This window comes from Micromonospora chokoriensis (genome assembly GCF_900091505.1).
In the GTDB taxonomy this organism is placed as follows: domain Bacteria; phylum Actinomycetota; class Actinomycetes; order Mycobacteriales; family Micromonosporaceae; genus Micromonospora; species Micromonospora chokoriensis.
The window spans coordinates 3,642,337-3,654,564 of sequence record NZ_LT607409.1 but is presented as its reverse complement, the minus strand read 5'-3'; the positions used below and the strand labels follow the sequence as shown (position 1 = coordinate 3,654,564).

Annotated in this window: 13 protein-coding genes; 8 read left to right on the top strand and 5 right to left on the bottom strand. The window is 68.8% G+C overall.

The window, feature by feature from the left end:
* Positions 1 to 116: 116 nt before the first annotated feature.
* Positions 117 to 548 carry an ATP-binding protein gene (locus GA0070612_RS17140; RefSeq protein WP_157742518.1) on the bottom strand — a complete coding sequence of 144 codons (432 nt, stop codon included), beginning with the start codon at positions 546 to 548 and terminating at the stop codon, positions 117 to 119.
* Between the two features lie 190 nt (positions 549 to 738).
* Between GA0070612_RS17140 and GA0070612_RS17135 the strand changes: the two genes are divergently transcribed.
* Positions 739 to 1,992, top strand: a complete 1,254-nt coding sequence (locus GA0070612_RS17135; protein WP_088988806.1) for a PP2C family protein-serine/threonine phosphatase — start codon at positions 739 to 741, stop codon at positions 1,990 to 1,992.
* Positions 1,993 to 2,056: 64 nt separating this feature from the next.
* Here GA0070612_RS17135 and GA0070612_RS31500 read toward each other — a convergent pair whose 3' ends face one another.
* Entirely contained in the window at positions 2,057 to 2,209 is a 153-nt protein-coding gene (locus GA0070612_RS31500) for a hypothetical protein (protein ID WP_157742517.1), read from the bottom strand.
* Positions 2,210 to 2,431: 222 nt separating this feature from the next.
* Here GA0070612_RS31500 and GA0070612_RS17130 point away from each other — a divergent pair, with 222 nt between their 5' ends.
* Complete coding sequence (locus GA0070612_RS17130) at positions 2,432 to 3,580, top strand: zinc-dependent alcohol dehydrogenase (RefSeq protein WP_088988805.1); 1,149 nt, start codon at positions 2,432 to 2,434, stop codon at positions 3,578 to 3,580.
* A 17-nt stretch (positions 3,581 to 3,597) separates the two neighbouring features.
* A complete protein-coding gene (locus tag GA0070612_RS17125) occupies positions 3,598 to 4,191 on the top strand; it encodes a hypothetical protein (RefSeq protein ID WP_088988804.1) in 594 nt (197 codons plus the stop codon).
* A gap of 6 nt (positions 4,192 to 4,197) precedes the next feature.
* Here the strand turns inward: GA0070612_RS17125 and GA0070612_RS17120 are convergent, their stop codons facing one another.
* From GA0070612_RS17120 to GA0070612_RS17110, 3 genes are all read right to left on the bottom strand, one after another.
* The gene (locus GA0070612_RS17120; protein WP_088988803.1) at positions 4,198 to 5,019 is read right to left on the bottom strand and encodes an alpha/beta fold hydrolase; all 822 of its coding nucleotides are present in this window, start codon (positions 5,017 to 5,019) and stop codon (positions 4,198 to 4,200) included.
* A 19-nt stretch (positions 5,020 to 5,038) separates the two neighbouring features.
* Positions 5,039 to 5,605 (bottom strand): DJ-1/PfpI family protein, encoded by a 567-nt coding sequence (locus GA0070612_RS17115; protein WP_088988802.1) that lies wholly within the window; start codon positions 5,603 to 5,605, stop codon positions 5,039 to 5,041.
* An 87-nt stretch (positions 5,606 to 5,692) separates the two neighbouring features.
* Complete coding sequence (locus GA0070612_RS17110; RefSeq protein WP_231924214.1) at positions 5,693 to 6,346, bottom strand: GntR family transcriptional regulator; 654 nt, start codon at positions 6,344 to 6,346, stop codon at positions 5,693 to 5,695.
* 436 nt (positions 6,347 to 6,782) lie between these two features.
* On the opposite strand from GA0070612_RS17110, the gene GA0070612_RS17105 reads away from it, so the two are divergent.
* The 5 genes from GA0070612_RS17105 to GA0070612_RS17085 are packed head-to-tail and all read left to right on the top strand — an operon-like array spanning position 6,783 to position 12,148.
* Entirely contained in the window at positions 6,783 to 8,141 is a 1,359-nt protein-coding gene (locus GA0070612_RS17105) for an extracellular solute-binding protein (protein WP_231924213.1), read from the top strand.
* Between the two features lie 38 nt (positions 8,142 to 8,179).
* Entirely contained in the window at positions 8,180 to 9,088 is a 909-nt protein-coding gene (locus tag GA0070612_RS17100) for a carbohydrate ABC transporter permease (protein WP_231924212.1), read from the top strand.
* On the top strand, positions 9,088 to 10,005 hold the full coding sequence (locus tag GA0070612_RS17095) for a carbohydrate ABC transporter permease (RefSeq protein WP_088988798.1): 918 nt from the start codon (positions 9,088 to 9,090) through the stop codon (positions 10,003 to 10,005). The genes GA0070612_RS17100 and GA0070612_RS17095 overlap by 1 nt, the downstream gene beginning before the upstream one ends.
* Entirely contained in the window at positions 10,005 to 11,072 is a 1,068-nt protein-coding gene (locus GA0070612_RS17090) for an ABC transporter ATP-binding protein (protein WP_088988797.1), read from the top strand. The genes GA0070612_RS17095 and GA0070612_RS17090 overlap by 1 nt, the downstream gene beginning before the upstream one ends.
* Positions 11,072 to 12,148: an ABC transporter ATP-binding protein gene (locus GA0070612_RS17085; protein ID WP_088988796.1), complete on the top strand. Its 1,077-nt coding sequence runs from the start codon at positions 11,072 to 11,074 to the stop codon at positions 12,146 to 12,148. The genes GA0070612_RS17090 and GA0070612_RS17085 overlap by 1 nt, the downstream gene beginning before the upstream one ends.
* The last annotated feature ends 80 nt before the right edge of the window (positions 12,149 to 12,228 follow it).

The window sequence follows — 12,228 nt, the reverse complement described above, 5'->3', positions numbered from 1 at the left end:
TGTCCCTTCGATTATCCGGACCCTCGAGTCCGGATATCGCCGACAGTACCGGACTCGGGAGTCCGGTACCAGGTGACGCCCACGACACCGTGGGCTGGGCGGGGAGGGGCAGCGGGCTAGCCGCGGGCGCGTGCCGCGATGCGGATGGTGGTGCCCTGGGGTCCGCTGCCGACGAACAGGTAGTCGGTCATCTGCCCGACGACCCACAGGCCCATCCCCCCGGCGCCGGACAGAGGCGGCCGCTCGACGCGCGCGACGTAGTGAGCGGCGTCGAACCCCGGCCCCTGGTCGGTCACTTCACAGGTGAGCTGGTCGTCCAGGAGCAGGCGTATGGCACCCCTGCCGCCCCCGTGTCGGATCACGTTGATCAACAATTCGTTGACCGCTGTCACCCAGTCCTCGATCTCGTCCTGGTCGAGCCCATACCGCCGACTGACAACCTCGACCTCGTTGCGGACGCGGGCGAGGTCCGTGAGGGCGAACGACGTCGAGAACAGGGGCCTCCCAGCGGTCGGCGCATGGTGGTCACGAGATGGGACCGCCACCACTCCCCCTCCCTGTCCGGACGTGAACTCCGGCAGCCTGCCGGTCGCGTCTCGGAGTGTGCCCTCCCCGACGGGTTCACCGAACGACGAAGGCATCAATGTGACAGGGGAAGGTACCCCGGTCGAGGGCGCGACACCGTCGATCCCGTTCCTGGCGCGCCGTCGGCGGCGCGCCGGCGTCTAGGCTGCCGGGGTGGGCGGTGCCGAGATGGTGACGAACGAGGAGCGGCTGCGCCGTATCGACGCGATCACGGACGCCGCGTTGTCGGGGCTGGACATCGCCGAGTTGCTCGACGAGCTGCTCGAACGGGTCCGGGACCTGCTCACTGTCGATACCGCCACCATCCTGCTGCTGGAGGGCCACACCGGCGAACTCGTCGCGACGGCGGCCAAGGGCCTGGAGGAGGAGGTGCGCCGGGGCTTCCGCATCCGGGTCGGGCGCGGATTCGCCGGCCGGGTGGCGGCGACACGTGCGCCGGTCACGATCTACGACGTCACACCCGACGACGTGGTCAATCCCATCCTGCTCGCCAAGGGCATCCGTGCCCTGCTGGGCGTGCCGATGCTCTCCAACGGCAACCTCGTCGGCGTGTTGCACGTCGGCTCGTTGACCCTGCGCCGGTTCGGTCCCGACGATGTGCGGCTGCTGCAACTCGTCGCCGATCGTGCCAGCTCGGCAGGTCAGGCCCGAGCGCGGGTCCTCGACAGGCAGGCTGCGCTTGCCCTGCAACGCAGCCTCCTGCCCGCCCGGCTACCCGACATTCCCGGTCTGGACCTGGCCGCCCGGTACGCACCCGGCCACGACCTGGGCATCGGCGGCGACTGGTACGACGTGTTCGTGTTGCCCTCGGGCTGGCTGGGCGCCGTCATCGGCGACGTCTCCGGCCACGGCCTGCCGTCCGCCGTCGTCATGGGACGCATCCGCAGCGCGCTACGCGCCTACGCGCTCGACGCCGACGACCCCGCCGAGGCACTGACGTCCCTCGACCGCAAGATTCACCACTTCGAGGCCGGCACCCTGACCACCGCCGTCTACGCCCTCATCGCACCCGACCGTACGACGGTCCACCTCTCCTGCGCGGGTCACCTGCCGCCGCTCCTGGTTGCCCCCGGCCAACCCGCCCAGCTCGTCGACGTGAGTGTGGACCGGCCACTCGGTGTGGGCGGCCCGGTGACCGGCCGCCGCACCACGGTCTTCGACCTCACGCCCGGCGCGGCGCTCGTCTTCTACACCGACGGGCTCATCGAACGCCGCACCGAACTGATCGACACCGGCATCGACCGCCTCGCCACCGTTGTGCGGTCCGAGCCGGCCGAGGCGCTGTGCGACCACATCATGACCAGCACCGCTCCGGAACACCCCGACGACGACATCGCCCTGCTGGTCATCCGCCGTGCGTCACCACCCGACGAAGCACCTCCGGCAGCTGACCCGCGAACCACCTAGACCGTTCGGGTACGACCACCTGGTCGGATCCGGAGGTCCTGCGCCGGTGACCGTCGGCGTGCGCTCATGCGCCGGGGCGGGCATCCGCCAGCCAGGTGGTGAGCATCCGGCTGGTGACCTCGCCGAGTGCCGCCGCCGCTCGTGCCGACATCGCGAGCGGCCCCGCCTCCGCGTGCGCCGACCGCTGAACCCCGCCGCCCCGTATCCCCCAGATCACCCCGCCATCCTGCCCGAGCCGACACACCGGATCGAACTCAATTCGGCCCAGCCCCGGACCCCGCCACCCCGCACAGGCCGGCATTGGACCGGCGCGGCCGGCTGAGTCGCGGCTCATCCCGCGCCGGTTTGTCAGAGAAAGCCAGGGGTACGAGCTTCACGGTGCTTCGGACCGGCCCCGGGGCGACACATCCACCAGCCCTTGTGCTCCAGGAGGCAGCCGATGCGAGCGATGGTCTACCGCGGTCCGTACCGCCTGCGGGTGCAGGAGAAGGACCGGCCCGCGATCGAGCATCCCAACGACGCGATCGTCAAGGTGACGCGCGCGGCGATCTGTGGGTCCGATCTGCACCTCTACCACGGCATGATGCCCGACACCCGGGTCGGGATGACCTTCGGTCACGAGTTCGTCGGCGTGGTCGACGAGGTGGGCCCGTCGGTGCGGAACCTCCAGCCCGGTGACCGGGTGATGGTGCCCTTCAACGTCTACTGCGGGTCGTGCTACTTCTGCGCCCGAGGGCTGTTCAGCAACTGCCACAACGTCAACCCGAACGCCACCGCCGTGGGCGGCATCTACGGCTACTCGCACACCTGCGGCGGTTACGACGGAGGCCAGGCCGAGTACGTGCGGGTGCCGTTCGCCGACGTCGGTCCGAGTCCGATTCCGGAGTGGATGGACGACGACGACGCCGTCCTGCTCACCGACGCGTTGGCGACCGGTTACTTCGGGGCACAGCTCGGCGACATCGTCGAGGGTGACGTGGTCGTCGTCTTCGGTGCCGGGCCGGTGGGCCTGTTCGCCGCGAAGTCGGCCTGGTTGATGGGCGCTGGTCGGGTCGTCGTCATCGACCACCTCGACTACCGGTTGGAGAAGGCGGCGTCGTTCGCCCACGCCGAGGCCTACAACTTCGCCGAGTACGACGACATCGTCGTCCACCTGAAGAAGATCACCGACCACCTGGGCGCCGACGTGGCGATCGACGCGGTCGGCGCGGAGGCCGACGGTAATCTCCTCCAGCACGTCACCGCCGCGAAGCTGAAGCTGCAGGGTGGCTCCCCGGTCGCCCTGAACTGGGCGATCGACTCGGTGCGCAAGGGCGGCAACGTCTCGGTGATGGGCGCGTACGGGCCGATGTTCAGCGCGGTGAAGTTCGGTGACGCGCTGAACAAGGGCCTGACCCTGCGGATGAACCAGTGCCCGGTGAAGCGGCAGTGGCCGCGTCTGTTCGAGCACATCCGCAACGGCTACCTGAAGCCCAGTGACATCGTGACCCACCGGATTCCGCTGGAACACATCGCCGAGGCGTACCACCTCTTCTCGGCCAAGCTCGACGGCTGCATCAAGCCGCTGATCATCCCGAATGCCGCCTGACCCGACCGGGAGCCGACATGGCCTACACCGCCGACAAGCCGAAACGTGCCGAATCCAGTGACGAGCTACGTGCGCGAATCCCCGGCTGGGGCGTCGACCTCGACCCGAAGGACCGGCCATCGGTGCCGCAGGAGCGATTCGACCCGACCCTCAACGGCGCGCACTGGGAGTTTCCCGAGCGGCAGCCCGAAAAGTCGCCGAGAGAGAGGTCGATCGAGCACAAGTTCCTCACCCCGGTCTTCGGCACCTCGTGCCCGCCCAAGGGTCTCTCCGGCGTGATCCGTCGGTACTCCTACCGCACCTACAGCGAGGGGCGGGCCGCCCACTGGCTGCTCCTGCTCGCCGCCGACCGGGTGGACGCGGTCGAGAGCACCGTCGGGTCGTTCCTGACCCGCCACCCCGACAACCCGATCAGCGAGACCGGTGTCCTGAGCGAGTTCACCCACAACGGGATCGCGTCGCGCCTCCACGCCAGGCGCGTGGACCGCGTCCATCATCTGCTCGACCCGATCATCGTCGCCGCGCCCTGGGCGTTGGCCGCGGGAGCCGCCTATCTGGCTCTGCGCAGCGTCACCGGCCGTCGGCAGGACAGAGTGGGCTCCTCCAGGTAGAGCTGTCTAGTGACCTCGGTCCTGACCGAGGAAGCCCGACAGCAGTTGCCGGAACTCCTGCGGGTGCTCGGTCGCCGGCACATGCCCGCATCGGTCGAGCACGTGCAGACGGACGTCGGCCAGGTGGTCGAGCAAGGGCCGGGCCGTCGTTTCGAGCGGGGTGACCCGATCCTCGGCGCCGTGCACGAGCAGCACCGGGACGCCGATCGAGGCCAGCGTCTGCGCCGAGAGGGTGAGGTCGTCATTCCATCGCGCTCTGGGTGGAGGGAACAGCGACGCATACGCTGCGGCTCCCTCCCGCATCGCGGCTGCCCGGGCGTCGACGGCGGCATCGGTCACGAGCGCCTGGTCGAGGACGAGGCGACTCAGCATGTCCCGTGCGCCGAGCGGGCCTGCGGGGGCGCCCCAGATCGCATCGAGGTCGGCCGACAGCGGGGCCCCGGGGGTGCCCATCGTCGAGACCGCCACGACACGGGTGACCTGCTCGGGGCGTGCGGCCGCCAACGCCAGTGCCACGGCACCGCCCATCGAGTGGCCCACCACCGCGTAGCGCTCGATACCGAGAGCGTCCATCAGGCCGGCGGCCTGCTCCGTCCACAGCCGGAGCCCGCCTCGGGAGCCCGCCGGGACAGGTGTGCGGCCGAACCCCGCCTGGTCCGGAGCCACCAGGTGCCAGGTCGCTCCGAGTGCCTGCGCTGTCGTTGCCCAGGCTCCGGACCCGGTCGTGCCGGGTCCGGAGCCGTGCAGCATCAGCACCGCGGGCCCGGCGCCGCCCTCGAGGACGTGGACGGGGGAACCGTCGACCGTGACGGTCCGATGTGTCGTCACCGGGGCAGGCCAGTCGCGGTCATGCTGCGGGGCTGACGGACTTCGAGAAGACCTCCATCATCGCCCGGCCGAACTGCGGCATGTCGGGCCATCCCCGGCAGGAGACGAGGTTGCCGTCGATGACGTCGGGGGCGTCGATGACCGTCGCGCCCGCGTTCTCCATGTCACCGGTGATGGGCGGGAAGCACGCCGTCTTGCGCCCCTTCAGCAGCCCGTACACCGCCGGCACCTGCGCGCCGTGGCACACCAGTGCGATGGGGAGGTTGCGCGCGAAGAAGTGCTCGGTGATGCGCCTGACGTCGGCGTCGACCCGGATCCACTCGGGAGCGCGCCCCCCGGGGATGATGAGCGCGTCGTAGCGCTCGACGTCGACGTCGGCCCAGGGCACGTCGACCGGCAGCTTCCGGCCGTCCTTCTCCACGTAGGCGTCGGAGTTGGGGTCGAACTCGTGGATGACCAGTTGCACGTCACGCATCGTCCGTGACGAGACGTCGACGTCCCAGCCGCCCTCCTGCACGCGGTAGTAGGGATACATGGTGTCGAGTTCTTCGGCGGCGTCGCCGGTCAGGAGCAGCGCTCTGGGCACCTGCTTCTCCTCGCGTCTGGGACGGGTGGAAGGGATCCGATCCGATCTGATCCGATCGCGTTAGCATCGCCTGACCCTGCCCGCCCGTCAAGCCTCCACAGTCAATCCATTCGCATCGGTGACTTCCGCGAACAATCGTCGGAAACGATCACCCGATCGCAGGATGTGCCGACGCATCGCGTAGGCGGCGGCGTCGGGGTCACGTGCGGCGATCGCGGCCACGACATCCTCGTGCTCGGCCATGGCCAGGTGGGTGACCTGGGTGTCGTGGTGGAGCCGGAAGAGGTGTACGTGGCTGTGCAGGCGAGCGAGCGCCTCACGGATGACCTGGTTCTCCGCGCTCAGGGCGACGAGGTCGTGGAAGGCGGCGTCGCGCAGCCCGAAGGCACCGTAGGCCGTGGACCCCTCGCCCCCCTCCAGCTCCGCCATCTCCTCCAGCATCCGTCGCAGACCGGCCACCTGCTCGGAGGATGCGCGTTCGGCGGATCTGCGGGCCGCCGCCGGTTCGAGGAGCAGGCGGACCTCGAGCATGTCCTCGAAGCGGTGCCGGGTGATCTGAGGGGGAATGCGGTAGCCGGCATGGGGCACACGCACGACCAGGCCCTCGGCTTCCATGCGGTTCAGGGCGTCCCGGATGGGCGTCTGCGAGACCCCCAGCTCTCGGGCCAGGACGTCGATCGTCACCCGGGAGCCGGGCTCGATCCGGAGCGACATCAGCTGTCCGAGCAGCGTGTCGTACACCTCGTCGGCGAGCCGGCCGCCCGCTCTTCCCGGCGGCGTCCCGCCCGTCACGGCCCTACGTCTCCGCGCGGTGATCGCTTCGTCGTCCATCGTGACGTGAGGCCCTTTCTTGCGTCTTCGGGAACCTGTTGACATCAGTCACAACGCTGCGACATGCTGACGCCCCCACTCGATCGTATAGGAAACCTGGGCCGAAGATCTTCTCGGTGCCATGAAGACCCGTTACATCACGGCACCCGTGACGCCGGTCGTGGATCACCCCGCGACAGCCCGGTGACACGCTGCAACACCTCAGCACCTGCTCGGCGAAGCACCTAGCGAGGCCCTAGAAGTCCGAACCCAGAAAGCAGGCAGGAATATGCGGCGTTTGAAGCGAACAGGACGGACATCCGGCCCCGGCCGGAAGGTGCAGCTGGCGGCGGCGGCCATGCTGCTGATGGCCACGACCGTGGCGGCTTGTGGCGATGGCAAGGACGACGGCGACCCGAAGGCGAGCGCCCCCAAGGCGCCGGCGGCCATCCCGGAGCTCACCAAGGATCCGCTGACCCTCAGCTTCATCTGGTTCGAATGGCCCCCCGCGCAGGCACTGGAGGCCTTCGCCAACGCGGAGTACAAGAAGGAGCGGCCGAACGCGACCGTCAAGGTCAACACCGTGCCGAACGCGAACTGGCACGACGCGATGTTCACCCAGTTCGCCGCGCGCAAGACCGACTTCGACATCGCGATCCTGGACTCGCAGCACATCGGCGAGGCCGTGACGAACGGCAACATCCTCGACCTCACCGACTTCGTCAAGAACAACATCGAAGTCAACGCCTACGACCCGTACCTCCTGGCGGCCTACGGCCAGTTCCCCCAGGCGGAGACCGGCAAGCGCGACGAGAACGCCAGCCTGTACGGACTGCCGCTGCTCGGCGACACCTGGACGATGATCTACCGCAAGGACCTGATCGGCGACAAGCCGCCGCAGACCTGGGACGAGATGATCTCCGTCGCCGAGAAGTGCCAGGCGGACAACCCCGGCGTCAGCGGGCTGGCGTTCCACCAGGCCAACGGCTCCGACGCCGCGGCCGTCACCTACAACACGGTCAACGGCGTCTACGGCGGCAACCTCTGGGACGCCAAGTCCCGGAAGATCGATGGCGTCCTCAACGACGCCGCGGGCCAGGAGGCGATGGACGTCCTGGTCAACAAGATGAAGCCGCTGACCGCCAAGGGCTCCGGCAACTGGTTCATCGACGAGGTGAACGCCGCCGTCGCGCAGGGCAAGGCGTGCATCGCGTTCAACTGGATCGCCGCGAGCGGCGGCCTGCTCGACCCGAAGCAGTCGACGCTCGGCACCACCCGGGAGCAGATCCTCGACAAGCTGGGCTTTGCCACCCTGCCGAGCCAGAAGACGAACCTCGTCCCGCTCGGCGGTATGGGGATGCACGTGTCGGCCTACTCCGCGGCGGCGAACCAGGCGGAGGCCCTGAACTTCATGAAGTGGTTCGAGCGGGCCGACATCCAGAAGAAGTGGGCGGCGGCCGGTGGGGTGCCATCGCGTACCGACGCGATCCAGTCACCCGAGTTCCTGAACGCCGGGCCGTTCAACAAGGTGTACGCCGACTCGGTGCCGCGGATGCGGGACATGTGGAACGTGCCCGAGTACGCACGCCTCGTCGACATCGAGAACACGAACGTCAACGCGGCTCTCAACGGCGCGAAGAAGCCGAAGGACGCGCTCGACGACATCGCCAAGGAGCAGCAGCGCGTGCTCGACTCGAGCAGCCGTAAGGGCGGCGGCGGACTGTGAGTGGCCCCGCACCTCTGAAGACCGACGACCTCGGGCGGGTGGCGTCTGCGACGTCACCCGCACCGGGTCGGTCCCGCCGGCTGAGTGACCGCTGGCTCGCCGTCACCTTCGTCTCCCCCGCGCTCCTGCTGTTGCTCGCCATGTCGGTGTTCCCGCTGCTGTGGGCGTTGTACCTGTCGTTCACCGACTACTCCGCCACCCGCGGAGGGCCCGCCGACTTCGTCGGGTTCGGGAACTACACCGCCATCCTGACGTCGGCGCAGGTCCACCAGCGGGCCCTGACGACGTTGATCTACGTGATCGGCGCCGTCGGCCTGCAGACCGTGCTCGGCTTCACCATCGCCTATCTGATCTCACGGCGTACCCGCGGGCGGGGCCTGCTCACCACTGTGTTCCTCATTCCGATGATGCTGTCACCGGTCGTGGTCGGGCTGTTCTGGCGATTCATGCTCGACGCGCAGTTCGGCGTGGTGAACAGCATGCTCGGCTCGCTCGGGCTGGGTCAGGTGGAGTGGCTCACCCGGCAGCGGACGGCCCTGGTCTCCCTGATCGTGGTCGACACCTGGCAGTGGACGCCGTTCATCATGCTCATCGCGCTCGCCGGCCTCAGCGCGGTGCCGAAGTACCTGTACGAGGCTGCCTCGATCGACCGGGCGTCCGAGTGGTTCCGGTTCCGCACCATCACTCTTCCGCTGGTGTGGCCGCTGCTGCTCATTGCCGTGATGTTCCGGGGCATCGAAGCGTTCCGGCTGTTCGACCTCGTCTACATCCTCACCAACGGTGGGCCGGGCGTCTCCACCGAGACGTTGTCGTTCCACGTCTACAAGGTCGCGTTCCTGGGCTTCAACACCGGAACCGCCTCGGCGTACGGAATCCTCATGGTCCTCGTCGTCATCGTCCTCTCGCAGTTGTACCTGCGCTACCTGAACAAGCTCAAGGAGGGCTGATGGCCGTCTCCGTCGACGAGGCCGTGTCCACAGGTCCTGCCCCGGATCACACGCCCTCCACCCGCCGCCGCGGCAGCCGGGGCCGGGGCCGCTCCGTGCTGGAGGTCGCGCTGCTGACCGCGCTGGCCGTCGTGATGCTCTTCCCGGTGCTGTGGATGATCGAGACGTCCATCAAGGACAACCGGGACGTGTACGCGATCCCGGCGAAGTTCTTCGACTTCAAGGTCACCCTGGACCACTACCGGGACGTGTTCGTCGCCTCCGAGAGTGGCCGCCAGCCCGTGTCCGTCTCGTTCCTCAACTCCGTGGTGGTCGCCGGGGTCTCCACGCTGCTGGCCACCGTGCTGGGGGTTCCGGCGGCCTGGGCCTACTCACGCCTCACCCTGAAGGCCAAGAAGGACCAACTGTTCTTCATCCTGTCCACCCGCTTCATGCCGCCCGTCGTGGTCGTGATTCCGATCTTCCTCATGTACCGGGAGGTCGACCTCACCGACACCAAGATCGGCCTGATTCTCATCTACACCGCGTTCAACGTCCCGTTCACGATCTGGATGATGAAGGGGTTCGTCGACGAGGTGCCCGCCGAGTACGAGGATGCCGCCATGCTCGACGGCTGGACCCGATTCCAGGCGTTCCGAAAGTTCACCCTTCCCCTGCTCGTGCCCGGCATCGCCGCGACGGCGGTCTTCGCACTCATCTTCTCGTGGAACGAGTTCGTGTTCGCCATCTTCCTCACCTCCAGCGAAAGTGTGCAGACAGCCCCACCCGCCATCGCCGGCCTCATCGGCGGCACCACCACCGACTGGGGTCTCGTGGCCGCCGCCTCGGTGGTGTTCGCCCTACCGGTGCTCGTCTTCGCGTACCTGGTGCGCAAGCACCTCATCGCCGGTGTGACGCTCGGGGCGGTGCGACGCTGATGGCGGGCATCGAGGTGACCAGCCTGCACAAGCGCTACCCGGACGGCACGGTCGCGGTGGAACACGTCGACCTGTCCATCAAGGACGGCGAGCTGTTCGTGATGCTCGGCCCCTCGGGCTGCGGCAAGACGACCACGTTGCGGGCCATCGCCGGCCTGGAGAGGCAGACGAGCGGCGACATCCGCATCGGCGACACGCTGGTCAACGACCTGCCGCCGGCCGAGCGCGACATCGCCATGGTGTTCCAGTTCTACGCGCTCTACCCGCACCTGAAGACCCGCGACAACCTGGCGTTCCCACTGCGGGCCGAGGGACTGCCCAAGTCGGAGGTGCAGGAGCGGGTCGCCGAGGCCGCGCGGTTGATGCGGCTCGGTCCGCTCCTGGACCGGCGACCGCGCCAGCTGTCCGGCGGGGAGCAGCAGCGCGTAGCGCTCGCTCGCGCCCTGGTGCGACGTCCGCGCGCGTTCCTCATGGACGAACCCCTCACCAACCTGGACGCGGAGCTGAGGGCGGACATGCGCACGGAGATCAAGCACCTGCAGGGAGAGATGGGGGCGACGATGGTCTACGTCACCCACGACCAGGTCGAGGCGATGTCGCTCGGTCACCGGATCGCCATCCTCAACAAGGGCCGCGTCGAGCAGATCGGCACGCCGCTGGAGGTGTACGACCGTCCGGCGAGTCTGTTCTGCGCCGCCTTCATCGGCTCCCCGCCGATGAACCTGATCGAGGTCGAAGTGGCCGACGGGAAGCTTCGCGGTCAGGGCGGGCTGGTCCTCACGCCGCCGGCGGATCTGCCGCGCGACCGTGACCTGGTCGCCGGCGTCCGACCGGAGGCCCTTGAGGTCACCGCACCGGGGGCGGAACAGTCGGTCCCGGCCCGCGTGGTCTCGGCGGAATGGCTGGGCGACGAGATCATCTACGTGGTCGACCACAACGGCCAGCGCGACGTACGGGTTCGGATGCCACCGACCGTCCGTTTCGACGCTGACGCGACGGTCGGGCTGCGACACACCGGCGGAACCCCGGCCGTCTACGACCTGCGCACGGAAGAACTGGTGGCCTGATGGGAACCGTGGCAGCGAACGGGCTGCGCAAGTCCTTCGGCAAGGTCCAGGCCCTGGACGGGGTGACGCTGGACGTGCCGGACGGTGCGTTCTTCGTGGTGCTCGGGCCCTCCGGGGCAGGTAAGACGACGACCCTGCGCGCGATCGCCGGCCTGGAGAAGCTCGACGCCGGGTCGGTGCGGTTGGACGGCAGGGACGCGACCGGTGACGCTCCGGCCGCACGCGACCTGGCCATGGTCTTCCAGAACTACGCCCTCTACCCGCGGCACACGGTGTACGAGAACATCGCCTCGCCGCTGCGGGCACGCCGCTGTTCCTCGGGTGAGATCGCCACCGCCGTCGAGCGGATGTCGAACCTGCTGCACATCGAGCGGCTGCTGCAACGTCGTCCCGCGCAACTGTCGGGCGGTGAGATGCAGCGGGTCGCCCTGGCCCGGGCACTGGTCCGTAGCCCGCGCGCGTTTCTCATGGACGAGCCGCTGACGAACCTCGACCTCAAGCTCCGCGTCGAGATGCGCACCGAGCTCACCCGCATCCACCGCAGCCTCGGAGCGACCTTCGTCTACGTGACCAACGACCAGGTCGAGGCCCTGTCCATGGCCGATCAGGTCGCGGTCCTCAAGGACGGGACCGTGCAACAGGTCGGTACGCCGACCGAGGTGTACGAACGTCCCGCCAACCAGTGGGTCGCCGGATTCGTCGGGAGTCCCCCGATCAGTCTGCTGGCCTGCCACGCCGAGGGAGATCGTCTGGTCGGTGCGGGTGGCTGGACACTGCCGCGGCCCCACTGGACCACGGCGGAGGACGGTCGTGCGCTGCTGCTGGGCCTGCGGTCGGAGGACCTGTCCGTCGAGCAGCGTGGGGACGCGTCGTTGTCGGGCGAGCTCTACGGGCTCGAGCCGCTCGGTGACCGCACAGTGGTCGACGTCCGAGTGGGGACGGAGATCCTCAAGGTGAAGGCACGACCCACCGTCACCGGTACGCCCGGCGAGCGGCTGCAGGTCACCGTCGACCTGGACCGCGCGCACCTGTTCGACGCGGACACCGGGCTGTCGCTGTCGGCGACCGGGCGTTGACCGGCGCCGGGCGGCGACGGCACGATGCGCGCCCGCCGGCGGCCCGAGAAGGGCGCCGGTGGGCGGGACGTCGCCCTGCC